A 23,947-nucleotide genomic window follows, 5' to 3' on the forward strand; every position below is an offset into this window, starting at 1 on the left:
CCGCGCGTGCGCGTGCGAGGGGAGCGTGCGGGGCATGCGGGCACTGGGGTCGGACGATCCGCGCCGGGTGGGCGCCTACCGGCTGCTGCGGCGGCTCGGTTCGGGCGGGATGGGCCGGGTCTACCTCGGCCGGACGGCCGGCGGGCGCACCGTCGCGGTGAAGGTGGTGCGCGCGGAGCTGGCGGACGACCCCGAGTTCCGCGCCCGGTTCCGGCAGGAGGTGACCGCCGCCCGACGGGTCGGCGGCGCCTGGACGGCGCCCGTGCTGGACGCCGACACCGAGGGCGAGCAGCCCTGGGTCGCCACCGGCTACGTGGCCGGACCGGCGCTCGCCGTCGCCGTCCGGACGTACGGGCCGCTGCCCGAAGCGGCCGTCTGCGGCCTCGGGGTCGGGCTGGCCGGAGCGCTCGACCACGTGCACGGGCTCGGCCTGGTGCACCGCGACGTCAAGCCGTCCAACGTGCTGTTGACCCTGGACGGGCCGCGGCTGATCGACTTCGGGATCGCCCGGGCGCTGGACGCGACGGCCGGCCTCACTCGTTCGGGTTATGTGGTCGGCTCGCCGGGCTTCATGTCCCCCGAGCAGGCGAACGGGCAGCCGGTCGGGCCTCCCGGGGACGTCTTCTCGCTCGGCGCCGTGCTGGCCTTCGCCGCCACCGGCGTCCACCCGTTCGGGGAGGGGGTGAGCGCGGCCGTCCTGCTCTACCGGGTGCTGCACGAGGAGCCGGACCTGGCCGGGCTGCCCGAGGGACTGCGGGCGGTCGTCCTCGACTGCCTGGCCAAGGACCCGGCCGCCCGGCCCACCCCGCGGCAGCTCGTCGCCCGGCTGGACCCGGACGGCGTGGGAGCCGCCCGGTTGTGGGGCTTCCTGCCGCCGGCGCTGGCGGCCGGGGTGGGGCGCAGCGCGGTGGAGCTGCTGGACCTGGAGGACGAGCCGGCGGGCACCGGGACGGAGGGGGCCGGGGTGGCGGGCGCCGGGGCTGCGGGGGCTGGGGCTGCGGTGGGCGGGGCTGAGGGGTCCGGGGCAGCGCGGTTCGGGGCTGCGGAGGGAGCGGACGGGGACGGCGTCGAAGCGGTGCGGACTCCCACCCTGCCGCCGTGCTCCTACCCGCCCGGCGGGTTCGGGCGGACCGCGACGCCCGCGCGGTCGTGGTGGCGGCGGCGGGCCCGCCTCGCGACGGTGGCGGTGCTGACGGCCGCGGTGCTCGGGGGCGTGGGGTACGGGCTGTACGCGTCGCTGCGGCGCGAGGATCCGGGGACGCCGGGGTCGGCCGGGCCGACCGGCTCCGGGCCACTGGCGGTTCCGTCCGTCGACCCGGGCGACGCGATCGCGTCGCCCGGGGGCTTGGTGCCGGGCGGTCCGTCCCCCTCCGCGTCCGTCTCCGGGACCGCTTCTGCTTCCGCCTCCGCCTCCGCTTCCGCCTCCGCTTCCGGCTCGGCTCCGGCGCCGGTGACGGGCGGGCCGAACGCGGTGCCGGCCGCGTTCCTGGGCACCTGGAGCGGGGACATGGTCACCGACAAGGGCCTGCCCGGCGGCACCACCACGCTCACCATCCGCCCCGGGGCGATCGGCCAGGAGAGCACCACCAGCCGCAACGCCCTCTCCGGGCTGATCCCGCTCAGCTGCGACGGCGCCTGGACCCTCACGTCCGTCTCCGACACCACGCTGGTGTTCCGGTCCCGCCTCGTCCACTCCTCGATCCCCGGGGCCTGCACCGCCGGGGCCAATGCGGAGACGCTCACCCTGCAGACCGACGGGACGCTCCGGTTCAGCTCCGCCGATCCGCCGGGTGGGAACCCGGTCGGGACGATGCACAAGGTCAACGGGGCGGTGGGCTGAGGACGCCCGAAAGGCCTGGCGTAGGCTGGTTCGGCCGTACCCCAGTAGCACTTGAGAGAGAGAAGGCCGCCAGGTGACCGAGCTCGCAGCGACCACCCTCGATGCGTCCAGCACCGACCTGCAGGCCGTGCTCGACCGGGCCGCCGCCGGTGGCCGGATCACTCCGGAGGAGGCGCTGGAGCTCTACCGCTCGGCGCCGCTGCACGCGCTCGGCTCGGCCGCCGACGCGGTGCGCCGCCGTCGCTACGCCGGTACCGAGCACATCGCGACGTACATCATCGAGCGGAACATCAACTACACGAACGTCTGCGTGACGGCGTGCAAGTTCTGCGCCTTCTACGTGCCGCCCAAGAGCGACAAGGGCTGGTCGCGCGAGCTCGACGAGATCCTGCGCCGCTGCGCCGAGACGGTCGAGCTGGGCGGCACGCAGATCATGTTCCAGGGCGGCCACCACCCGGACTACGGCGTGGAGTACTACGAGCGCGCGTTCTCGGCGATCAAGGCCGACTTCCCGCAGCTGGTGATCCACTCGCTGGGGGCCTCCGAGGTCGAGCACATGTCGCGGATCTCCGGCGTCTCCGTCGAGGAGGCGATCACCCGGATCCACAAGGCGGGCCTGGACTCCTTCGCCGGCGCCGGCGCCGAGCTGCTGCCGGAGCGCCCGCGCAAGGCGATCGCCCCGCTGAAGGAGTCCGGCGAGCGCTGGCTGGAGATCATGGAGGTCGCGCACGGCCTCGGCGTGGAGTCCACCTCCACCATGCTGATGGGCACCGGCGAGACCAACGCCGAGCGGATCGAGCACCTGCGGATGATCCGGGACGTGCAGGACCGCACCGGCGGCTTCCGCGCCTTCATCCCGTACACCTACCAGCCGCAGAACAACCACCTGAAGGGCTCGACCCAGGCCACCGTCTTCGAGTACCTGCGGATGATCGCCATCGCCCGCCTGTTCCTCGACAACGTCGCCCACATCCAGGGCTCCTGGCTCACCACCGGCAAGGAGGCGGGCCAGCTGTCGCTGCACTACGGCGCGGACGACCTCGGCTCGGTCATGCTGGAGGAGAACGTCGTCTCGGCGGCCGGTGCCAAGCACCGCTCCAACCTCACCGAGCTGATCCACCTGATCCGGGCCGCCGACCGCGTCCCGGCGCAGCGCTCGACCACGTACGAGCACCTGCGGGTGCTGGACGACCCGGCCAACGACCCCGTCGACCCGCGGGTCGCCTCGCACATCGCCTCCACGGCGATCGAGGGCGGCACGGCGCACCCCGAGCTGAAGATCCTCGACAACGGCTGAGGCCGTCCCCCCTTCCGGCCCTTTCCCGAGACGTGTTGACCCTGCACCGGGCTGCGTACGTGCTGCCCGACCCGGCCGATCCCACCGCCCCCTCCATCCCGGACGGGGCGGTGGTGGTGCGCGGCGAGCGGGTCGAGGCGGTCGGGCCGTACGCGGACCTGGCGGCGGCCCACCCCGGTGCGCGGGTGCGCGACTGGGGCTCCGCCGTGCTCGCGCCCGGGCTGCGCAATCCGTACGGGCACTGGCTGCTGGAACGCGCGTACCACCCGGACCCGCGCGAGGAGATCGGTGCCGAGCCGGTGGCGGACGGGCTGCTCGGCTCCGCGGACGAGGCGCGGTGCGGGGCGAGCGCGCGGCGCGGGCTGCAGCGGATGCTCGGGTTCGGGGTGACGGCGGTGGCCGGACCCTTCGAGCGAGCCCCGGTGCGGACGGCGGTGGCGCGCTCCGGGCTGGCGGGGGTGCCGGGGACCCCCGACCTCGCGGGGCCGTTGGACCCGCTGGCGGCGCTGCCGTTCGCGGCGGCCGTGCACGGGCGGGTGGCGGCCGGTGGGCGGGCGGACTTCGCGGTGTTCGCGCTGGGTGAGGGCGGTGCGGGCCTTTTGAGTGGTGGTGTCCTGGGCGCGGGCGTCGACCCGGTGGCGGGCGGGTGCCTGGCCACGGTGCTGGGCGGGCGGTTGGTGTACCGGCGGCGCTGAGCCGACCCCGGTGGTGTCGGGCGGGGCGGTGTGTCCGGCAGGCTGTGGCGGTGTCCGGCAGGACTGCGGTGGTGTCCGGCCCGGCCTTCGGGGGGTTCCGGTGTGACGTACTCGTCAGTAGTCGGATTCCCTTGCGGCGCACCGGACTTCCTTCGTGTGCACCCGAACTCCGGTCTCGGCGGCGGGGGGTGATTGTCCCTTCGCCGTGACCTGAGGGCCCGCCAGCGGATACGATCCCGGACAGCTCACTCCGTACCCTCACCACACCACCGCCCGTGTCCCCCGCGGACGGCGGGGCCACGTCCAAGGCCCCGAAGGCAAGCCAGGACAGGAACCATGCGAACCGCGACCGTCCCCCCGCCGCGCGTCCCGCGGTTGGGCCGTGGTTGGTACCTCGCCGCCGTGCTCAGCGCCGTGCTGGCCGTCGGCATGTGCCTGCTCGGTTGGCGCCAGGCCGACCAGGCCGACCGGATCGAGGCGCACCCGGTGAGAGTCGAGGGCGTCGTCACCCAGCTCCCGACCGGTGGCGGCACCTACAGCGCGGTCAGCTACCGGGTCGGCGGACAGTCGCACACCGCGGCCGCGCTGCCGCTCGCGGACGGCACCAAGCTCGGCGACGCGGTCTGCCTGGAGCACGCCGCCGACGACCCCGGCGCGGTGCGGATCTGCGGTGACACCTATCCGCAGCCGGTCGGGGTCGGGCTGGCCCGGTTCAGCGTGCCGGTCGCCGTGGTGCTGTTCGTGATCTGCGTGCTGCGCATCCGCCGGCACCGCAAGGCCGTCGCGGTCCGCGCCGGACAGGGGCGGCTTGCCGTCAACCTCGCGCTGGCGACGGAGGCACTGGCGGACGGGATGCCCGCGATCACCCAGGGCAAGCGCTCCCGCCGGAAGCGGCGCGTGGGCGGGCGGCGCGGGCAGCACTGACGGGGGCGCTCCCCCGGGTGGGCGGCCGGGGCTGCGGCGAGCGTGGTGGGGAGCACGGTGGTGGTCCGCCGGCCGCCCGCCGGCCGCCCGCTGGCCGTGCGCCGGACGTCGGCCGGGCGTGCGCCGGACGTGCGCCGGACGTCGGCCGGGCGTCGGTTGCTGGGTCCGCTGGTGTGCCCCGTTGGTCGGGGTGTCCGGGCGAGGGTGAACAATGGGGGCGTGACCCGAGCCTCTCTGGACAAGCAGCCGCACGAAGTCGCCGCCATGTTCGACGACGTCGCGGCCAAGTACGACCGCACCAACGACGTGCTCTCCCTCGGCCAGGCCCGCGCCTGGCGCCGGGCGGTGGCCGAGGCGGTGGACGCCGGACCGGGGGACCTCGTGCTCGACCTCGGGGCCGGCACCGGCACCTCCTCGCTGCCCTTCGCCGAGGCCGGGGCCAAGGTCGTCCCGTGCGACTTCTCGGTCGGGATGCTCACCGAGGGCAAGGCCCGCCACCCCGAGCTGGCGCTCACCGCCGGGGACGCCACCCGGCTGCCGTTCGCGGACGACACCTTCGACTCGGTGACGATCTCCTTCGCGCTGCGCAACGTCCAGGACACCGAGGCGGGGCTGCGCGAGATGCTGCGGGTCACCAAGCCCGGCGGCAAGCTGGTGATCTGCGAGTTCTCCACGCCGACCTGGACACCCTTCCGGACGGTCTACACCGAGTACCTGATGCGCGCGCTGCCGCCGGTCGCCACGGCCGTCAGCAGCAACCCGGAGGCGTACGTCTACCTCGCCGAGTCCATCCGGGCCTGGCCGGACCAGCCGGGGCTGTCCGCCAAGCTGCAGGAGAGCGGCTGGTCGAAGGTCGCCTGGCGGAACCTGACCGGCGGGATCGTCGCCCTGCACCGGGCGTACAAGCTCGCGTAGCGGGCCTGGCGGTCGGGCGGGGACCGGTACGCGGTCGGGCGGGCGCGGGGCGCCGGGTCGGGCGGGCCGCGCGGTACGTGGTCGGGCGGGTCGCCGCCGCGGTGTGGCGGGGGCGCGGGAGCTTCCGGCGGCGTGAGCGGAACTAGACTGCCGGAGACAACAGCCGCCGTCCCCCGCCGCAGCTCCAGGAGTGTGTCCACGTGTCCGAGACCGCAGCCGATCTGACGAAGCCGGACAGCCCGGTGGAGAGCACGGCCGACGTCATCGTGGTCGGCGCGGGCCCGGCCGGCTCCACCACGGCGTACTACCTGGCCCAGGCCGGGCTGGACGTGCTGCTGCTGGAGAAGACGGCCTTCCCGCGCGAGAAGGTCTGCGGTGACGGGCTGACCCCGCGCGCCACCAAGCAACTGGTGGACATGGGCATCGACGTCTCCACCGAGAACGGCTGGCTGCACAACAAGGGCCTGCGCATCATCGGTGGCGGTGTCCGGCTGGAGCTGGACTGGCCCGAGCTGTCCTCCTTCCCCGACTACGGCCTGGTCCGCAAGCGCGCCGACTTCGACGAGCTGCTGGCCCGTCAGGCCGAGAAGGCCGGCGCCCGGCTCTACGAGCGCTGCAACGTCAGCGGGCCGGTGCTGGACGACCGCACCGGACGGATCGTCGGTGTCACGGCGAAGCTGGGCGAGGAGAAGCGGTCGGTCACCTTCCGCGCCCCCCTGGTGGTCGCCGCCGACGGCAACTCGACCCGGCTCTCGCTCGCCATGGGCCTGCACCGGCGCGAGGACCGTCCGATGGGCGTCGCCTACCGCACCTACTTCACCTCGCCGCGCCACGACGACGACTACCTGGAGTCCTGGCTGGAGCTGTGGGACACCCGCGGCGGGCAGCGCAAGCTGCTGCCGGGCTACGGGTGGGTCTTCGGCATGGGCGACGGCACCTCCAACGTCGGACTCGGCATCCTCAACTCCTCGCCGGCGTTCGGCGAGCTGGACTGGCGCGAGGTCCTCAAGGCCTGGTGCGCCGGCATGCCGGAGGAGTGGGGCTACACGCCCGACAACATGACCGAGCCGATCCGCGGCGCCGCCCTGCCGATGGCCTTCAACCGGCAGCCGCACTACACCCGCGGGCTGCTGCTCGTCGGTGACGCGGGCGGCATGGTCAACCCGTTCAACGGCGAGGGCATCGCCTACGCGATGGAATCCGGCCAGATCGCCGCCGGGGTCATCGTGCAGGCCCTCGCCCGGGTCACCGACGGCGGACGCGAGCGCGCCCTCCAGGCCTACCCGCGCATCCTCAAGGACGTGTACGGCGGCTACTACACGCTGGGCCGCGCCTTCGTGAAGCTCATCGGCAACCCGAAGGTGATGCAGATCGCCGCCCAGCGCGGACTCACCCACCCGATGCTGATGCGCTTCACCCTCAAGCTGCTCGCCAACCTGACCGACCCGCAGGGCGGCGACGCGATGGACCGCGTCATCAACGGGCTCGCCCGGGTCGCGCCGAACGCCTGACCCCGGTCGGCTGTCCGGTCGGCGGCCCCTCCGGTCGGCGGCCTGGTCGTTTCGTCGGTCCGGCTGTCTCGTCGGTCAGGCCGCTTCGTTGGCCCGCCGGCCGGACAGCCGTCGGTCGGTGTCCGTCGGCCTGTCAGCGTTCCGGTGCGTCAGCTCGATTCCGCCGCCGTTTCCCGGGGCCCGTCGGCCGGGCGCCGGGAGGCGGCGGAGCGCTGTTCGACGTAGGCCAGGCGGTCGGCGAAGACCCGGGCCGCGTCGGGGGTGAGGGTCCGCAAGGCGACGAGGGCGGAGAAGACGACGTCGCAGAGCTCGTGCTGGACGTCCTCCCAGGTGTGGGTGACGCCCTTGCGCGGGTTCTGGCCGGTGGCACCGATCACCGCCGCGCCGACCTCGCCGATCTCCTCGGAGAGCTTGAGGATCCGCAGCAGACGCTCCTCCTGGGGCGACTGCGTGCCCTCCTCGTCCAGCCAAGCGACCAGGTGGTCGACGCTCTCCCAGATGCGGCTGTCCATGCGGGCCTGCTCCCATGCGGTGTCGGTGGTGCTGCCACCGTACGGGAGCGGCGCGCGGGTGGCCGACGGGGTGGTCGGCCCGTGGGCTCAGCGGGTGCTGATCTTCACGTGCCGGATGTTCACCGGAAGCGTGGGGAAGCCGTCGCCAGGGTTGTTCTGGTCGTCCTCGCCGCCGGCGGCGATCTTCTGCAGGACGTCCAGGCCGGCGGTGACCCGGCCGAAGGGGGTGTAGGCGGGGGAGAGCTTGGTGTCCTTCCAGACGAAGAAGAACTGGCTGCCGTTGGTGTTCGGGCCGGCGTTGGCCATGGCCACGGTGCCGGCCGGGTAGGTGGCGCCGGTGAGGTTCTCGTCCGGGAAGGAGTAGCCGGGGCCGCCGCTGCCCGTCCCGGTCGGGTCGCCGCACTGCAGGACGTAGATCCGCTGGGTGGTGAGGCGGTGGCAGTGGCTGCGGTCGAAGTAGTCGTGCTCGGCGAGGAACCGGAACGAGAAGGTGGTGCACGGCGCCTTGTCGGTCAACGCCTCGAAGGTGATCGCGCCCTGACTCGTCCGCAGTGTCGCGCGGTAGGGCTGGGCCGCCTTCTTGGCGTCGAAGACCGGGATGCCCTTGAAGTTGTCGGCCGGGACGGCCGGTGTGTAGGTGCAGCCGGCGGGTGCGGCCGTGGGGGCGGAGGTGTCCGCGACGGCGGTGCCGGTGCTCGCCACGAGCGGGAGGACGGTGGCGGCGGCGACCAGCGCCCAGTGGGTGCGCTTCACGTGACGGGCCTTCCGGGGGGTGGTGGACGGCTGGATTGTCATGGAGGCATCATCCACGGCCGGGTGGGGATGCGGTAGGGGGTGAAACGGCCGTGCTTCTCCGGGCGCGAGTGGGTGATGGTCGGTCAGGCGGCTTGCGGGGGCGGGGTTCCATCGCTGCCGGGTGGATCCGGTGGCGCGGATGCCGTCTGTGGTGGGGGTGTCGTGGGTGGCACGGGAGGTGCCGGTGTTGCTCATGTTGCGGGGTTTGCCGGTGCGGCGGGGGTGTCGGGGGTGGTCGGCGCGGGAGGGCTGGTCGGGCTGGTCGGGCTGGTCGGGCTCGTCGGCGCGGGAGGGCTGGTCGGGTCGGTCGGGTCGGGGATGAACAGCCCGGCGCGGGCGGCCAGGGCGGCGGCGTCAGCGGCCCGCACGGCCGTGCGCGCGTCGAGTGGTTCGCCGGAGACGAACAGGCGGTAGTAGAGCGGGGCGGTGGCGGCCCGGACCACCTCCGCGCCGTTCGTCCCCGCGGGCAATTCGCCGCGGGCGAGGGCCCGTTCGGCCACCTCGGCGGCCTGGCGGTGGCGGGCGGCGAAGAAGGTGCGCAGGGCGGCGGCGCCGGCGTCGGAGCGCTGGGCGGCGGAGATCAGCGCGGTGGGCGTGGGGCCCAGTTCCGGGTCGGTGAAGACCGTGAACACCTCCTGGGTGATCCGGCGGAGGTCCTGCTGGAGGTCGCCGGTGTCGGGCAGGGGCCAGGGCTGGTCGGCGGAGGCGTTCAGGGCGTCGGCGACCAGGCCGTCGACCCCGCCCCACCGGCGGTAGAGGGTCGCCTTGTGGACGCCGGAGCGGGTGGCGACCGCCTCGACGGTGAGGCCGTCGTACCCCTTCTCGGTGACTTCGGCGAGCGTGGCGGCGACCACCTCCGCCCGGACCCGGGCGCTGCGGCCGCCCGGGCGTGGGGTGGGGGTGGGGGCGTGAGGTGGCTGCTCGGGCTTGGGGGCTCGGGACAAAGTCGACTCCAGTCGCATTAATGCTTGCTGCGGGGTGGCGGTCATGCCATGCTCATCGTAATGCGACTCCAGTCGCATTACGAGAGGAGTCCGTGTGCCTGCCGACACCACTGCCATCCCCGATCCCACCGTGCTCCACCCGCTCGCCGGCCACGACCGGGTCGTCCTGCTACGACCGCTCGTCACCGACCCGCGTATCGAGGTCGGCGAGTACACCTACTTCGACGACCCCGACGGCGCCACCCGCTTCGAGGAGCGCAACGTCCTCTACGCGTATGGCCCCGAACGGCTGGTGATCGGCAACTACTGCGCCATCGCCACCGGGACGCGCTTCCTGATGGCCGGCGCCGCTCACCCGAGCATCGGTGTCTCCACCTTCCCCTTCACGATGTTCGGCGGCGCCTGGACCGAGCGGACCCTCGACATCGTCACGGGCCTGCCCAGCCGGGGCGACACCGTGATCGGCAACGACGTCTGGTTCGGCTTCGGCGCCACCGTCCTGCCCGGGATCCGGATCGGCGACGGCGCGATCATCGCGGCCGGTGCGGTGGTCACCGCCGATGTCGAGCCGTACACCATCGTCGGGGGCAACCCCGCCCGACCGATCCGGCGCCGCTTCGACGAGGCCGACGTCGAGCGGCTTCTCCGCGCCGCCTGGTGGGACTGGCCGGTCGAGCTCGTCACCGAGCACGTCCGCGCCATCATGGCCGGGACTCCGGCCGAGATCGAGGCGATCGCGGCCGAGAACGGTCTGCTCGGCGGCGGCTGACCGGGGTGGCGGGGCCGGCTGTGCGGGCCGCCGAGCCGGTGGAGGTCTGCAGGACGCCAAGCCGGTGGAGGCCGTGCCGACCGTCCGGTGTCCGGAACGGCATTGATCAACCGTGGTCCGGTGCGCGAGGATGGCGCCCCTTCGCTCCACGCTCCGTCCTGTCCACCGCCGGGCCTTCCGCCCGGTTGCTGGGTCCGTCCGACGCCGTACGGTACTCGCGCTCGCCGGTTCCGTTCGCTCGGAGGGATCCTCGTCATGCCTGCCTCCTCACCCGAGGGCTCGCCCCCGTCGGGCCTTCGTGATCTCCCGGTGCTGCTCGTGGCGGTGGTGTGGGGGTCGAGCTTCCTCGCCGTCCAGCGGGTGGCCGAGCCGGGGACGGTCGTGGCGATGCTCGTGCTGCGTTTCGGTCTGGTACTGCCGGTGCTCGGGGTGGTGGCCTGGCGGGCCCTGCGGAGCTTGAGCCGTGCCGAGTGGCTCGGCGCCGCCGCCCTGGGGCTGGTGCTCAGCGGGATCTTCCTGCTGGAGACCTACGGTGCCGTGCACACCTCCGCGACCAACGCCGGACTGATCATCAGCCTCGCGATGGTGCTCACCCCGCTCGGCGAGAGCGCCCTCGGCCGGACCGCGCCGCCCAAGGCCTTCCTGGCGGCGGCCGGACTGGCCGTCCTCGGCGTCGCCCTGCTCACCGGCGACGGCGGGCTGCGCCCCCCGTCCTCGGGTGATCTGCTGGTGCTGGGCGCCGCCCTCGTCCGCTCCGCGTACGTCCTCGCGATGGCCCGCACCCGGGCCGTCCGCGACAGCGACGTGCTCGCCGTGACGTGGGTCCAACTCGCCGTGGCCACCGTGGTGTTCGCCGTCGTCGCGCTGTCGGTGGGGCCGGCGCCCTGGACCGTCGCCCGCTCGTACGGGGCGGGCCAGTGGGCCTGGTTGCTGCACCTGTCCTTGTTCTGCACGCTGTTCGCCTTCTTCGTCCAGATGTGGGCGGTGCGGGCCACGTCGCCCTCCCGGGTGAGCCTGCTGCTCGGCACCGAACCGCTGTGGGCCGCCGTCTTCGGGATCACCCTGGCCGGGAACCGGCCGGGCCCGCTCGCCCTGCTCGGCGGAGCCCTGGTGCTGATCGCGACCGAGTGGGGCCGCCGGACCGCCCCCGCGCCGCGCCCGGCCGGGCGCGAGGACGCTACGGCTGTCGGGGCGGAGGCCGGCGCCGGGGAGCCGACGGGGGAGCCGGCCCCGGCCTGATCCGTCGCCGTGGTCATCGGCGCCACCGCACGGTCCGGCGGGCGTAGTCCAGGGTGACGGCGCCGAGCAGTGGGCCCCAGGCCACCAGTGGCAGGTAGGCGAGCGTCATCACCACGGCGGCGAAGCCGCGCGGCGAATCCGGCTCGGCCAGGTTGCCGGCCCAGCGGCCGAACAACCCTTCCATGCCGAGGGCCGTGAGTATCAACGAGCCCAGCAGGGCCGGGACGACCGCGGCGAGCGGCCGGACCCGGCGGCCGCCGATCAGCGGGATCCAGCGAGGAGTCACCAGCCCCCAGGGCCGGACCAGGCCGAGGGTCAGGAGGGCCAGCGTCTCCGCCAGGACGCTCAGCGCCACGCAGTAGACGGTGCCCCAACCCGGCTGGTGCTCGGCGAACGCTGCCGCCGTCGCTCCCGTGAATCCGACCGGGGCGCCGAAGCCGAAGGCGATCCGCCACACCCCCGAGGGGATGGTGGTGAGGACGGCCGCCCCGGCGGCGAGCCGGGCCCAGCGCGGGGCGGGCGGGACGTCCGGGGCGGTCTGGGCGGCCGGCGTGGGCGCTCCGGCCCGGTGGGCGGCGCGGCGGGCGTTGATCACGAGTTTCGACATGGTGGTGGACTCCCTTCCGACCCGGCCCCTCGGCCGGTGCGATGGCTCAAGAGTGGAGGTCCGCCGCAGGTCTGCGGCAGTGCCGATCGGGAGGTTCTCCCTGCTCAACCCGCCTGTGAAATATGCCGATCGGCACAGGCGCGACGCCGGCAGGGCGTCGTAATGTGACGGCAGTCGAAGCGTCGAAGCGTCGAAGCGTCGAAGATTCGAGGAGCCGGGGAGAGGTGGCGACGATGACTCAGATCCTGTCCGGGGCCTTCCTGGTCCTGGTGCCGCCGGCCTGGGCGGTGCGCGGGCGGTACGGGGCGGCGGCCGTGACGATGGCGCTCGGGGTGGCGTCGGTCGTGGTCACGGTCGTCGTCTGGCTCCTCGGCCGCTGGGACGAGGGGCAGCGCTGGGCCGGGCTGTTGGGCCTGGCCGAGCTGGCCGTCCTGCTGCTCGCGGTGGTCACCGGCCTGCGCGCCGACCACGGCCCGCGGTGTGCCGCGGCGGCTTGGACGGCGTGCGGAGCGGTCGTCCTCTGGCCGTCCCGGTTCTCCTTCGTCGAGGGGCCGGCGGACGCCCTCACGCTCTTCGGCTTCGGGTCGGTGCTCTCGCTGCCGGCCGTTCTGACCGGGCTCTACCTGCGGGGCCTGGACGAGGGGCGCAACCGGGCGGTGGCCGAGGCCAGGCGGGCGCAGCGGCTGGAACTGGCCCACGACCTGCACGACTTCGTGGCGCACGACGTCAGCGGGATGGTCGCCCAGGCCCAGGCGGGGGCCTATCTGGCCGGGATCGATCCAGTCGGCGCGACCGAGATGTTCCAGCGAATAGAGCAGGCCGGGCAGCGGGCGCTGGCCTCGCTGGACCGGACGGTACAGCTGCTGCGCAGTGAGGAGGGCGGCGGCCGCGGCCCGCAGCCGGGGCTCGCCGAACTCGCCGAGGTGGCCGAGCGGTTCACCGCGACGGGCGGTGCCGAGGTCCGCTTGGAGCTGCCGGAGGAGGCGGTGCCGCGGGAGGTGGGGAGCACCGTCCACCGGATCGTGGTGGAGGCCCTGACCAACGTCCGGCGGCACGCTCCGGCCGCGCGGGCGGTCAGGATCCGGGCCCGCCGCAACGGCGGACGGCTGGAGCTGACGGTGACCAACGACGGTCGGGCGCCGGGCCCGGCGGGGAGGCCGCGCCGGGGCGGCGGCAGCGGACTTCCGGGGCTGGCGGCCCGGGTCGAGGCCCTCGGGGGCTCGCTGGAAGCCGGTCCGCACGAGCGGGAGGCCTGGCGGGTCACGGCGGTGCTGCCGCTGGAGCAGGTCGGCACAGGGCCGGCGGGATCGTAGCGGCCGACGCGGGTCGGCGACGGGGAAGGTGTGGGGATGGGCAGGGGCGCAGGGCCGGTTCGGATCCTGATCGCGGACGACCAGGCGGAGGTGCGCAGTGCGTTCCGGATGATCCTGGACGCCCAGCCGGACCTGGCGGTGGTGGCGGAGGTGGCGGACGGCGCCGCAGCGGTGGCGGAGGCGAGGAGGCTGCGGCCGGACGTCGTGCTCGCGGACATCCGGATGCCGAAGCTCGACGGTCTGGAGGTCACGCGGCAACTCGCGGGAGAGCACAAGGTGATCGTGGTGACCACCTTCGACCTGGACGAGTACGTGCACACCGCGCTGCGGCACGGGGCGGCCGGGTTCCTGCTGAAGCGGTCGGGGCCGGTGCTGTTGATCGAGGCGGTCCGGGCCGCGGTGGCCGGGGACGCGTTGATCAGCCCGCAGATCACCGTACGGCTGCTGCGGCACATGGCCTTCCCGGGTGCGGAGCCGAAGCCCGGGCCCGGGCCCGGCGCCGGGGCACCGGCCGCGCCGACGCAGCCGAAGCAGCCGCCGGGCGGGCCGGTGGAGGAACTGACCACGAGAGAAAGGGAGATCGCCGAGCTGGTGGCGGACGGTGCGACCAACGCCCAGATCGGTGCGGGGCTGTTCATCTCACCGGGGACGGTGAAGAACCACCTCGCCAACATCCAGCGCAAGATCGGGGCCCGGAACCGGGTGGGCGTCGCGGCCTGGGTGTGGGAGCAGGCGGCCGGCAACCGCTGACCGGTCACCGGTCCCACGCGCGAGACGGGACGGCCCCGGTCCAACCCCGGTCCACCCCCGGGGCGCCCCCGCCCAGCCCCGGAGGTGCCGCAGCCCCGGAGGGGCCGCCGTCTCCGGAGACCGCCGCCCCGGAGAGGACGCCCGGAGGCCGGAGGACGACACGGGCGAAGGGGCGGGAGAACCCCGCCCCACACCGACCCCGCGCGCTTGTGAACGAAGGGTCAAGCGAGCGTTCGGGCCCCCGCCACCCCTCCGAGTGAGCCGCCATAACACGTCAACATGACGCCCGGAAATTTGCCCGCGCCGACGCATAGTTGATATAGGAACGCACCCCTGACCAGCCGCTTCACAAATAAATGCGACTGCTTGTGATCATTTGACTCCTTTGCGTCGACAAATCTGGGCATGTTCACATTCGCCACCATTCACATGGTGTCGTAGATCACAAAGATCGCGGTGAACTGCGTGTCGCAGATCACAAGCCGACGGGCATAGGATGCGCTCGTTCCAGGCTTTGTGAACTGCCTCACATGAGGCGGATCCCGGGAACCGGAGGGCGGGTTCACCTGAGCGTGACCCGCCGGTTCCGATCTGCAGTCAAGGACGACTGGACGGAGGGAGCGGGGGCTATGAATGCCTACGCGCCGATCCTCGTACTCGGTGCCATCGCGGCGGCGTTCGCGGTCGGCTCCGTCGTGATGGCCTCACTCACCGGCCCCAAGCGCTACAACCGGGCCAAGTTGGAGGCGTACGAGTGCGGCATCGAGCCGACCCCGCAGCCCGTGGGCGGCGGTCGGTTCCCGATCAAGTACTACCTGACGGCGATGCTCTTCATCGTCTTCGACATCGAGATCGTCTTCCTCTACCCCTGGGCGGTGACCTTCGACGCCCTGGGGATCTTCGGGTTGGTCGAGATGCTGCTCTTCATCGCCACTGTCTTCGTCGCGTACGCCTACGTCTGGCGTCGCGGTGGCCTGGAGTGGGACTGAGCCCCGTGGGGCCGACCCCCGGAGCGGGACTGAGCGCGGGGTGGCCGCCGCCCTTGTGAACGAGCGGACAAGCCCGAACGGGCCGGACGTACCAGAGGACTTGAGGGCATTGAGAGGGATCTGATGGGAATCGAGGAGAAGCTGCCGAGCGGCTTTCTGCTCACGACCGTGGAGACGGCCGCCGGCTGGGTGCGCAAGGCGTCACTCTTCCCGGCCACCTTCGGTCTGGCCTGCTGTGCGATCGAGATGATGACCACCGGCGCCGGCCGCTACGACCTGGCCCGGTTCGGCATGGAGGTCTTCCGGGGCTCCCCCCGGCAGGCCGATCTGATGATCGTGGCGGGCCGGGTGAGCCAGAAGATGGCACCGGTGCTGCGCCAGGTGTACGACCAGATGCCCAACCCCAAGTGGGTCATCTCGATGGGCGTCTGCGCCTCCTCCGGCGGGATGTTCAACAACTACGCGATCGTGCAGGGGGTCGACCACATCGTCCCGGTGGACATCTACCTGCCCGGCTGTCCGCCCCGTCCGGAGATGCTGATGGACGCCATCCTGAAGCTGCACGACAAGATCCAGCACGAGCCGCTGGGCGTGAACCGGCGCCGGGCCGAGGAGCTCGGCGAGGCGCTCGCCCTCAACGCCACCCCGATCAGCGAGATGCGGGGGCAGCTGCAATGAGCGAGCGCAGCAAGCGAGTCATCGAGAGGCGCGCGTGGGTGAACGCCCCTGCCGAGCGCAGCGAGGTGGGCGCATGAACGACCAGGTACCCGAGACCCGCCGCGAGCAGCCGGTCCGCGAGATCCCGGTCGAGGTGGTCGGCCGCCGGCAGGGCATGTTCGGCGCCCAGGGCAGCGGCGACACCTCCGGCTTCGGCGGCCTGGCCGCCCCGGTCGTGCTGCCCGGTCCGAGCGAACGCCCGTACGGCGGCTGGTTCGACGAGGTCGCCGACGAGCTGGAGGGCGCCCTGGAGGAGCAGGGCCTGGACCCGGTCGAGGTGATCGAGAAGACCGTGGTCGACCGCGGCGAGCTCACCTTCCACGTCGACCGTGCCCATCTGCTGAAGACCGTCCGGATCCTGCGCGACGACCCGGCGCTGCGCTTCGAACTGTGCCTGGGCGTGAGCGGCGTGCACTACCCCGGCGACAAGGGCCGCGAGCTGCACGCGGTCTACCACCTGCGGTCGATCACCCACGGCCGGCTGATCCGGCTGGAGGTCACCGCGCCCGACGCCGACCCCCGCATCCCCTCCGTGGTGAGCGTCTACCCGACCAACGACTGGCACGAGCGCGAGGCCTACGACTTCTTCGGTCTGGTCTTCGACGGCCACCCGGCGCTCACCCGGATCATGATGCCGGACGACTGGCTGGGCCACCCGCAGCGCAAGGACTACCCGCTCGGCGGCATCCCCGTCGAGTACAAGGGCGCTCAGATCCCGGCTCCCGACCAGCGGAGGTCGTACAGCTGATGAACACCCAGCACGACGAACAGGCCCAGGAAGCGGACGCCCGCGAGACCACCGAGGGCCGGGTCTTCACCGTCACCGGCGGCGACTGGGGCGAGGTGGTCGAGGCGGTCGGCCGGGCCGACGACGAGCGCATCATCGTCAACATGGGCCCCCAGCACCCGTCCACCCACGGGGTGCTGCGGCTGATCCTGGAGATCGACGGCGAGACGGTGAAGGAGGCCCGCTGCGGCATCGGCTACCTCCACACCGGCATCGAGAAGAACATGGAGTTCCGCAGCTGGGTCCAGGGCACCACCTTCGTGACCCGCATGGACTACCTGACCCCGCTGTTCAACGAGACCGCCTACTGCCTGGCGGTCGAGAAGCTGCTCGGCATCACCGACGACGTCCCGGACCGGGCGAACGTCATCCGCGTGATGATGATGGAGCTCAACCGGATCGCCTCGCACCTGGTCTGCCTGGCCACCGGCGGCATGGAGATCGGCTCCACCACCCTGATGATCTACGGCTTCCGGGACCGCGAGCTGATCCTGGACGTCTTCGAGCTGGTCACCGGCCTGCGCATGAACCACGCGTACGTGCGCCCCGGAGGCCTCGCCCAGGACCTGCCGCCCGGGGCGGTCGACCAGATCCGCGAGGCGGTCAAGGTCTTCCGCTCGCGGATGCACGAGTACGACAAACTCGCCACCGGCAACCCGGTGTTCAAGGCCCGCCTGGTCGACGTCGGCTTCCTGGACCTGCCCGGCTGCCTGGCCCTCGGCGCCACCGGCCCGATCCTGCGCGCCACCGGACTGCCGCACGACCTGCGCAAGAGCGAGCCGTACTGCGGCTACGAGGACTACGACTTCGAGGTCGCGATCGCGGAGAGCGCCGACTCCTACGGCCGCTTCCTGATCCGGCTGGAGGAGATGAAGCAGTCGCTGCGGATCGTCGAGCAGTGCCTGGACCGGCTGCGCCCGGGCCCGGTCATGGTGGCCGACAAGAAGATCGCCTGGCCGGCCCAACTGGCCGTCGGCCCGGACGGGATGGGCAATTCGCTCGACCACATCCGCAAGATCATGGGCACCTCGATGGAGGCCCTGATCCACCACTTCAAGCTGGTCACCGAGGGCTTCCGGGTCCCGGTCGGCCAGGCGTACGCGGCGGTCGAGTCGCCCAAGGGCGAGCTGGGCGTGCACGTGGTCAGCGACGGCGGGACGCGTCCCTACCGGGTCCACTTCCGGGACCCGTCGTTCACCAATCTGCAGACGATGGCGGCGATGTGCGAGGGCGGCCAGGTGGCCGACGTGATCGTCGCGGTGGCCGGGATCGACCCGGTGATGGGAGGCGTGGACCGGTGACCAACGTCGAACTCGGACTGCCGGCGCTGCCGGCCGCACCGTACCCCGAGGAGGTGCACGCCCGGCTGGCCGCCGACGCCGCCGAGCTGATCGCCCGCTACCCGCAGGCCCGTTCGGCGCTGCTGCCGCTGCTGCACCTGGTGCAGGCGGAGGAGGGCTTCGTCAGCCGGACCGGGATCCGGTTCTGCGCCGAGCAGCTGGACCTGACCACCGCCGAGGTCACCGCCGTCGCGACCTTCTACACCATGTACCGGCGCAGCCCGGCCGGGAAGTACCACGTGGGGGTCTGCACCAACACCCTGTGCGCGGTGCTCGGCGGCGACCAGATCTTCGCCGAGCTGCAGGACCACCTGGGCATCCGCAACAACGAGACCACCGAGGACGGCGAGGTCTCGATCGAGCACATCGAGTGCAACGCGGCCTGCGACTACGCGCCCGTGGTGATGGTCAACTGGGAGTTCTTCGACGACCAGACCCCGGAGAGCGCCCGGCAGCTGGTCGACGACCTGCGGGCCGGCCGCGAGGTCCGGCCCACCCGCGGCGCCCGGCTGTGCGGCTTCAAGGAGACCGCCCGGATCCTGGCCGGCTTCCCGGACGAGCGCCCGGGCGCCAACGACGAGTCCGGCGCGGGCGGCGCGCCCTCCCTGGCCGGTCTGCGGCTGGCCCGCGGCGAGGCCCTGCCCGGCACCGCCGGCACCCGGGTCGTCTCGCCCCGCAACGAGCCTCCGCGCAACGAATCACCGCACAACGAGCCGCCCCGCACCGACGCGCCCCACACGGACGCTCCCCGCGACGACCGCACCGAGGGCTCCGGCCAGGAAGGGAGCGAGGCGTGATGACCTCCGCCGAGCCGGCCGAGAAGCTGCTCACCCCCGTCCTGTCCGACTCCTGGGACGACAGCCGCCCCTGGACGCTCGACACCTACCGCCGCCACCACGGCTACGAGGGCCTCAAGGCGGCCCTCGCCATGCCGCCGGACGACGTGATCGCCCTGGTCAAGGACGCCGGACTGCGCGGCCGCGGCGGCGCCGGCTTCCCCACCGGGATGAAGTGGCAGTTCATCCCGCAGAACGACGGCAAGCCGCACTACCTGGTGGTCAACGCGGACGAGTCCGAACCGGGCACCTGCAAGGACATCCCGCTGCTGTTCGCCAACCCGCACTCCCTCATCGAGGGAATGATCATCGCCTCCTACGCGATCCGCTGCGACCACGCCTTCGTCTACCTGCGCGGCGAGGTCGTCCCGGTGCTGCGCCGGCTGCACGCGGCAGTCGCGGAGGCGTACGAGGCGGGACTGCTGGGCCGGAACATCCTCGGCTCCGGCGTCGACCTCGACATCACCGTGCACGCCGGCGCCGGCGCGTACATCTGCGGCGAGGAGACGGCGCTGCTGGACTCGCTGGAGGGCCGCCGCGGCCAGCCCCGGCTGCGGCCGCCGTTCCCGGCGATCGCCGGCCTGTACGCCTGCCCGACGGTGGTGAACAACGTCGAGTCGATCGCCTCGGTGCCGCCGATCCTGGCCCGCGGCAAGGAGTGGTTCAAGGGCCTGGGCACCGAGAAGTCCCCCGGCTTCACGCTCTACTCGCTCTCCGGCCACGTCACCAACCCCGGCCAGTACGAGGCCCCGCTGGGCATCACCCTGCGCCAGCTGCTCGACCTCAGCGGCGGCATCCGCCCCGGGCACCGGCTGAAGTTCTGGACCCCGGGCGGCTCCTCCACCCCGATGTTCACCGACGAGCACCTCGACGTCCCGCTGGACTACGAGGGCGTCGGCGCGGCCGGCTCGATGCTCGGCACCAAGGCGCTGCAGGTCTTCGACGAGACCACCTGCGTGGTCCGGGCGGTCACCCGCTGGACGGAGTTCTACGCCCACGAGTCCTGCGGCAAGTGCACCCCCTGCCGCGAGGGCACCTACTGGCTGGTCCAGCTGCTCAAGCGGATCGAGGCGGGCGAGGGCGTCGACGGGGACCTGGAGAAGCTCCTCGACATCGCCGACAACATCAACGGCAAGTCCTTCTGCGCGCTGGGGGACGGCGCGGCCAGCCCGATCGTCTCCTCGCTCCAGCACTTCCGGGCCGAGTACGAGCAGCACCTGGCCGAGCGCCGCTGCCCGTTCGACCCGGCCGCCTCCACCGTCTGGGCCGACGGCCCCCGCCCCGGCCACCAGTCCGCCACCGAAAGGGAGGTGCACGCGTGACGATCACAGAGCCAACCGCCTCCACGGCAGAGAAGCCCGCGGTCGAACTGGTCACGCTCACCATCGACGGCGTCGAAGTGCAGGTCCCCAAGGGGACGTTGGTGATCCGGGCGGCCGAGACCATCGGCACCCAGATCCCGCGCTTCTGCGACCACCCGCTGCTCGACCCGGCCGGCGCCTGCCGGCAGTGCATCGTCGAGATCGAGGGTCAGCGCAAGCCGGTCGCCTCCTGCACCATCCCGGTGGCCGAGGGCATGGTGGTGCGCACCCAGCTCAGCTCGCCGGTGGCGGAGAAGGCGCAGCGCGGCGTGATGGAGCTGCTGCTGATCAACCACCCGCTGGACTGCCCCGTCTGCGACAAGGGCGGCGAGTGTCCGCTGCAGAACCAGGCGATGAGCAGCGGCGCCGCCGACTCCCGCTTCGAGGGCATGAAGCGGACCTACGCGAAGCCGCTGCCGATCAGCAGCCAGGTGCTGCTGGACCGCGAGCGCTGCGTGCTGTGCGCGCGCTGCACCCGCTTCTCGCAGCAGATCGCCGGGGACCCGTTCATCGACCTGGTGGAGCGCGGGGCGCTGCAGCAGGTCGGCACCGGCGAGGGGGACGACTTCGAGTCGTACTTCTCCGGGAACACCATCCAGATCTGCCCGGTGGGCGCGCTGACCTCGGCGGCCTACCGGTTCCGCTCGCGCCCCTTCGACCTGGTCTCCTCGCCGAGCGTGTGCGAGCACTGCTCGGCGGGCTGCGCGCAGCGCACCGACCACCGGCGCGGCAAGGTGCTGCGCCGGCTGGCGGGCGACGACCCGGCGGTGAACGAGGAGTGGAACTGCGACAAGGGCCGGTTCGCCTTCCGCTACGCCCAGCAGCGGGACCGGCTGACCACCCCGCTGGTGCGGGTGGACGGCGAGCTGGTGCCGGCCTCCTGGCCGGAGGCACTGGCGAAGGCCGCCGAGGGCCTGCGCGGGGCCCGTACCGGTGTGCTGCCCGGCGGCCGGGTGACGGTGGAGGACGCCTACGCCTACGCCAAGTTCGCGCGGGTGGTGCTGGGCACCAACGACGTGGACTTCCGGGCCCGCCCGCACAGCGGCGAGGAGGCGGACTTCCTGGCCGCGGTGGTGGCCGGCCGGGGCGTCGACGTGGACGGCGAGGGCCTGACGTACGAGCGGCTGGAGCAGGCGCCGGCGGTGCTGCTGGCGGGCTTCGAACCGGAGGAGGAGTCGCCGATCGTCTTCCTGCGGCTGCGCAAGGCGGTCCGCGGGCGCGGTCAGAAGGTGTTCTCGGTGGCCGCGTTCGGCTCCAGGGGCCTGGCCAAGCTGCGCGGCGCGCTGCTGCCGGCCGCGCCGGGCACCGAGGCGGAGTGGTTCGCGGCGCTGGCGGCGGACGAGCCGCTGAGCGACGACGCGGGCCGGGCGGCCGAGCTGCTGCGCGCCCCGGGTGCGGTGATCCTGGTGGGTGAGCGGCTGGCCGCCGCTCCGGGCGCGCTGACCGCGGTGCTGCGGCTGGCGCACGCGACCGGCGCCCGGCTGGCCTGGGTGCCGCGCCGGGCGGGTGAGCGCGGGGCCGTGGAGGCGGGCGCGCTGCCGGGCCTGCTGCCCGGTGGGCGTCCGGTGGCCGCCCCGGCGGCGCGGGCCGCGGCGGCCGCCGCGTGGGGAGTGGCGGAGCTGCCGACCCGGCCGGGCCGGGACACCGACCAGATCCTGGCGGCCGCGGCGCAGGGCGAGTTGGACGCGCTGCTGGTCGGCGGCGTCGACCCGGACGACCTGCCGGACCCGGCCCTGGCCGACGAGGCGCTGGCGGCGGTGCCGTTCGTGGTGTCGCTGGAGCTGCGGCCCTCGGCGGTGACGGCGCGCGCGGACGTGGTGCTGCCGGTGGCCGCGGTGGCGGAGAAGGCCGGCACCTTCCTGGACTGGGAGGGCCGGGTGCGGATGTTCGAGTCCGCGCTCAAGCCGGACCAGCAGATGGGCCGTCACCTGCAGTCGGACCTGCGGGTGCTGACCATGCTGGCGGACGCGCTGGGCCACCGGCTGGGCCTGTCCGACGTCCGGGCGGCGCGGCTGGAGCTGGACGCCTTCACGCCCTGGGAGGGCGACCGTTCGGCCGACCCGGCGGCGCACCCCGGCCTGCTGCCCCGTCCGGCCACCGGTCAGGCGGTGCTGGCCGGTTGGCGCCAGCTGCTGGACAACGGCACGCTGCAGCAGGGCGATCCGCACCTCGCGGGCACCCGGCACCGGGCGGTGGCCCGGATCTCGGCCGAGACGGCGAAGGAGATCGGCGCCGAGGCGGCCGCCGCGCTGCGGCTGACCGGCCCGGCCGGCTCGCTGACCCTGCCGCTGGAGGTCACCGACTCGATCCCGGACCGCACGGTCTGGGTCCCGCTCAACTCCACGCCGGGCGGCGCCCACCGCGCGCTCGGCACCACCGTCGGCCACCTGGTCACGATCGCCGCGGCCGAGGCCGAGCCCGAGCCGGCGGCGCAGGCCCCGGCCGGAGCGGACGCGGGCGAAGGGGAGGACCGATGACTCCGCAGCCGTACGAGACGCTCCACTTCTTCGGCCAGGACCCGTGGTGGCTGGTCCTGCTGAAGGCGGTGTTCTGCTTCGCCTTCCTGGTCCTGACGGTGCTGATCGCGATCGTCTGGGAGCGCAAGGTGGTGGCCTGGATGCAGCTGCGCATCGGGCCGAACCGGCACGGGCCGTGGGGCCTGCTGCAGTCCCTGGCGGACGGCGTGAAGCTGGCGCTGAAGGAAGACCTGGTGGTCAAGGGCTCGGACAAGGCGGTCTACATCCTGGCCCCGATCGTCTGCGCCATCCCGGCCTTCATGGCCTTCGCGGTGATCCCGTTCGGTCCGGCCGGCAACGAGGTGTCGATCTTCGGCACCCGGACGCCGCTGCAGCTGACCGACTTCCCGGTGGCGCTGCTGTACATCCTGGCGACGGCCTCGGTGGGCATCTACGGCATCGTGCTGGCCGGCTGGTCCTCCGGTTCGACGTACCCGCTGCTGGGCGGGCTGCGTTCGTCCGCGCAGATGATCAGCTACGAGATCGCGATGGGCCTGTCCTTCGCGGCGGTGTTCATCTACTCGGGCTCGATGTCGACCTCGGAGATCGTGGCGCACCAGCAGCCGACCTGGTTCGCGGCGCTGCTGCCGGTCTCGTTCATCGTCTACGTCATCGCGATGGTCGGGGAGACCAACCGGGCGCCGTTCGACCTCCCGGAGGCCGAGGGCGAGCTGGTCGGCGGCTTCAACACCGAGTACTCCTCGCTGAAGTTCGCGATGTTCATGCTGGCCGAGTACGTGAACATGGTGACGGTCTCGGCGGTGGCCTCGACGCTCTTCCTGGGCGGCTGGCGGGCCCCGTGGCCGGTGTCGACCTTCTGGGAGGGCGCCAACCACGGCTGGTGGCCGATGCTGTGGATCACGCTGAAGATCCAGCTGCTGCTGTTCTTCTTCATCTGGCTGCGCGGCACGCTGCCCCGGTTCCGCTACGACCAGTTCATGAAGCTGGGCTGGAAGGTGCTGATCCCGGTCTCGCTGGTGTGGCTGGTGCTGATCGCGAGCGTGCGGGCGCTGCGCAACGAGGGCTACGGCTTCGGCGAGGTGGTGCTGTACGTGGGCGCCCCGGTCGGGGCGGTGCTGCTGCTGTTGCTGCTGCGGGACTTCCTGAAGAAGCAGCCGGAGGCCGAAGAGGCCCCGCCCACCGCGGACTTCGACCCGATGGCGGGCGGCTACCCGGTCCCGCCGCTGCCCGGTCAGGTGCTTCCGCCGGTGCCGCGCCGGCGCAGCCGCGCCCCGAAGCAACTCCAGGACGCCCTCAACGGGGCCGACCATTCCGAAGGGAGCTGAACCG

Annotated in this window: 22 protein-coding genes; 18 read left to right on the forward strand and 4 right to left on the reverse strand. The window is 73.0% G+C overall.

Annotated features, from left to right (window positions below):
- Window positions 1–34: 34 nt before the first annotated feature.
- The 6 genes from ACIRD3_RS33850 to ACIRD3_RS33875 all read left to right on the forward strand — a co-directional run bounded on the left by ACIRD3_RS33850 (window position 35) and on the right by ACIRD3_RS33875 (window position 7,182).
- Window positions 35–1,840: a serine/threonine-protein kinase gene (locus ACIRD3_RS33850; protein WP_402224203.1), complete on the forward strand. Its 1,806-nt coding sequence runs from the start codon at window positions 35–37 to the stop codon at window positions 1,838–1,840.
- A 73-nt stretch (window positions 1,841–1,913) separates the two neighbouring features.
- On the forward strand, window positions 1,914–3,137 hold the full coding sequence (mqnC, locus tag ACIRD3_RS33855) for a cyclic dehypoxanthinyl futalosine synthase (RefSeq protein WP_402224205.1): 1,224 nt from the start codon (window positions 1,914–1,916) through the stop codon (window positions 3,135–3,137).
- Window positions 3,138–3,169: 32 nt separating this feature from the next.
- The gene (locus tag ACIRD3_RS33860; RefSeq protein WP_402224207.1) at window positions 3,170–3,832 is read left to right on the forward strand and encodes an imidazolonepropionase-like domain-containing protein; all 663 of its coding nucleotides are present in this window, start codon (window positions 3,170–3,172) and stop codon (window positions 3,830–3,832) included.
- Between the two features lie 336 nt (window positions 3,833–4,168).
- The gene (locus ACIRD3_RS33865) at window positions 4,169–4,756 is read left to right on the forward strand and encodes a hypothetical protein (protein ID WP_402224209.1); all 588 of its coding nucleotides are present in this window, start codon (window positions 4,169–4,171) and stop codon (window positions 4,754–4,756) included.
- A gap of 219 nt (window positions 4,757–4,975) precedes the next feature.
- A complete protein-coding gene (locus ACIRD3_RS33870) occupies window positions 4,976–5,671 on the forward strand; it encodes a demethylmenaquinone methyltransferase (RefSeq protein ID WP_402224211.1) in 696 nt (231 codons plus the stop codon).
- Between the two features lie 200 nt (window positions 5,672–5,871).
- On the forward strand, window positions 5,872–7,182 hold the full coding sequence (locus ACIRD3_RS33875; protein WP_402224213.1) for a geranylgeranyl reductase family protein: 1,311 nt from the start codon (window positions 5,872–5,874) through the stop codon (window positions 7,180–7,182).
- Between the two features lie 149 nt (window positions 7,183–7,331).
- Here the strand turns inward: ACIRD3_RS33875 and ACIRD3_RS33880 are convergent, their stop codons facing one another.
- From ACIRD3_RS33880 to ACIRD3_RS33890, 3 genes are all read right to left on the reverse strand, one after another.
- The gene (locus tag ACIRD3_RS33880) at window positions 7,332–7,694 is read right to left on the reverse strand and encodes a MazG-like family protein (protein WP_402224214.1); all 363 of its coding nucleotides are present in this window, start codon (window positions 7,692–7,694) and stop codon (window positions 7,332–7,334) included.
- Between the two features lie 87 nt (window positions 7,695–7,781).
- Window positions 7,782–8,489 (reverse strand): peptidylprolyl isomerase, encoded by a 708-nt coding sequence (locus ACIRD3_RS33885; protein ID WP_402224216.1) that lies wholly within the window; start codon window positions 8,487–8,489, stop codon window positions 7,782–7,784.
- 191 nt (window positions 8,490–8,680) lie between these two features.
- On the reverse strand, window positions 8,681–9,433 hold the full coding sequence (locus ACIRD3_RS33890; RefSeq protein WP_402224217.1) for a TetR/AcrR family transcriptional regulator: 753 nt from the start codon (window positions 9,431–9,433) through the stop codon (window positions 8,681–8,683).
- A gap of 94 nt (window positions 9,434–9,527) precedes the next feature.
- On the opposite strand from ACIRD3_RS33890, the gene ACIRD3_RS33895 reads away from it, so the two are divergent.
- Window positions 9,528–10,202, forward strand: coding sequence for a CatB-related O-acetyltransferase (locus ACIRD3_RS33895; RefSeq protein WP_402224220.1), 675 nt, complete (start codon window positions 9,528–9,530; stop codon window positions 10,200–10,202).
- Window positions 10,203–10,457: 255 nt separating this feature from the next.
- On the forward strand, window positions 10,458–11,441 hold the full coding sequence (locus ACIRD3_RS33900) for a DMT family transporter (protein ID WP_402224223.1): 984 nt from the start codon (window positions 10,458–10,460) through the stop codon (window positions 11,439–11,441).
- Between the two features lie 13 nt (window positions 11,442–11,454).
- Here the strand turns inward: ACIRD3_RS33900 and ACIRD3_RS33905 are convergent, their stop codons facing one another.
- Window positions 11,455–12,048, reverse strand: coding sequence for a hypothetical protein (locus tag ACIRD3_RS33905; protein ID WP_402224226.1), 594 nt, complete (start codon window positions 12,046–12,048; stop codon window positions 11,455–11,457).
- Window positions 12,049–12,281: 233 nt separating this feature from the next.
- Here ACIRD3_RS33905 and ACIRD3_RS33910 point away from each other — a divergent pair, with 233 nt between their 5' ends.
- The 10 genes from ACIRD3_RS33910 to nuoH all read left to right on the forward strand — a co-directional run bounded on the left by ACIRD3_RS33910 (window position 12,282) and on the right by nuoH (window position 23,943).
- Window positions 12,282–13,361, forward strand: coding sequence for a sensor histidine kinase (locus ACIRD3_RS33910; protein WP_402224229.1), 1,080 nt, complete (start codon window positions 12,282–12,284; stop codon window positions 13,359–13,361).
- A gap of 36 nt (window positions 13,362–13,397) precedes the next feature.
- Window positions 13,398–14,111: a response regulator gene (locus ACIRD3_RS33915; RefSeq protein WP_402224232.1), complete on the forward strand. Its 714-nt coding sequence runs from the start codon at window positions 13,398–13,400 to the stop codon at window positions 14,109–14,111.
- A gap of 629 nt (window positions 14,112–14,740) precedes the next feature.
- Complete coding sequence (locus tag ACIRD3_RS33920; RefSeq protein WP_030060100.1) at window positions 14,741–15,100, forward strand: NADH-quinone oxidoreductase subunit A; 360 nt, start codon at window positions 14,741–14,743, stop codon at window positions 15,098–15,100.
- A 123-nt stretch (window positions 15,101–15,223) separates the two neighbouring features.
- Window positions 15,224–15,778 carry a NuoB/complex I 20 kDa subunit family protein gene (locus ACIRD3_RS33925; RefSeq protein WP_402224235.1) on the forward strand — a complete coding sequence of 185 codons (555 nt, stop codon included), beginning with the start codon at window positions 15,224–15,226 and terminating at the stop codon, window positions 15,776–15,778.
- A 73-nt stretch (window positions 15,779–15,851) separates the two neighbouring features.
- Complete coding sequence (locus ACIRD3_RS33930; protein WP_402224237.1) at window positions 15,852–16,565, forward strand: NADH-quinone oxidoreductase subunit C; 714 nt, start codon at window positions 15,852–15,854, stop codon at window positions 16,563–16,565.
- Window positions 16,565–17,905, forward strand: a complete 1,341-nt coding sequence (locus ACIRD3_RS33935; RefSeq protein WP_402224240.1) for an NADH-quinone oxidoreductase subunit D — start codon at window positions 16,565–16,567, stop codon at window positions 17,903–17,905. Before ACIRD3_RS33930 ends, ACIRD3_RS33935 begins: the two co-directional genes overlap by 1 nt.
- A gap of 17 nt (window positions 17,906–17,922) precedes the next feature.
- Entirely contained in the window at window positions 17,923–18,741 is an 819-nt protein-coding gene (gene nuoE / locus ACIRD3_RS33940) for an NADH-quinone oxidoreductase subunit NuoE (protein ID WP_402224308.1), read from the forward strand.
- The gene (gene nuoF, locus ACIRD3_RS33945) at window positions 18,741–20,102 is read left to right on the forward strand and encodes an NADH-quinone oxidoreductase subunit NuoF (RefSeq protein ID WP_402224243.1); all 1,362 of its coding nucleotides are present in this window, start codon (window positions 18,741–18,743) and stop codon (window positions 20,100–20,102) included. The genes nuoE and nuoF overlap by 1 nt, the downstream gene beginning before the upstream one ends.
- Window positions 20,099–22,618, forward strand: coding sequence for an NADH-quinone oxidoreductase subunit G (locus ACIRD3_RS33950; protein ID WP_402224245.1), 2,520 nt, complete (start codon window positions 20,099–20,101; stop codon window positions 22,616–22,618). The genes nuoF and ACIRD3_RS33950 overlap by 4 nt, the downstream gene beginning before the upstream one ends.
- Complete coding sequence (gene nuoH / locus ACIRD3_RS33955) at window positions 22,615–23,943, forward strand: NADH-quinone oxidoreductase subunit NuoH (RefSeq protein ID WP_402224248.1); 1,329 nt, start codon at window positions 22,615–22,617, stop codon at window positions 23,941–23,943. The genes ACIRD3_RS33950 and nuoH overlap by 4 nt, the downstream gene beginning before the upstream one ends.
- The last annotated feature ends 4 nt before the right edge of the window (window positions 23,944–23,947 follow it).

Origin of the sequence: Kitasatospora sp. NPDC093550 (genome assembly GCF_044764985.1) — a bacterium.
In the GTDB taxonomy this organism is placed as follows: domain Bacteria; phylum Actinomycetota; class Actinomycetes; order Streptomycetales; family Streptomycetaceae; genus Kitasatospora.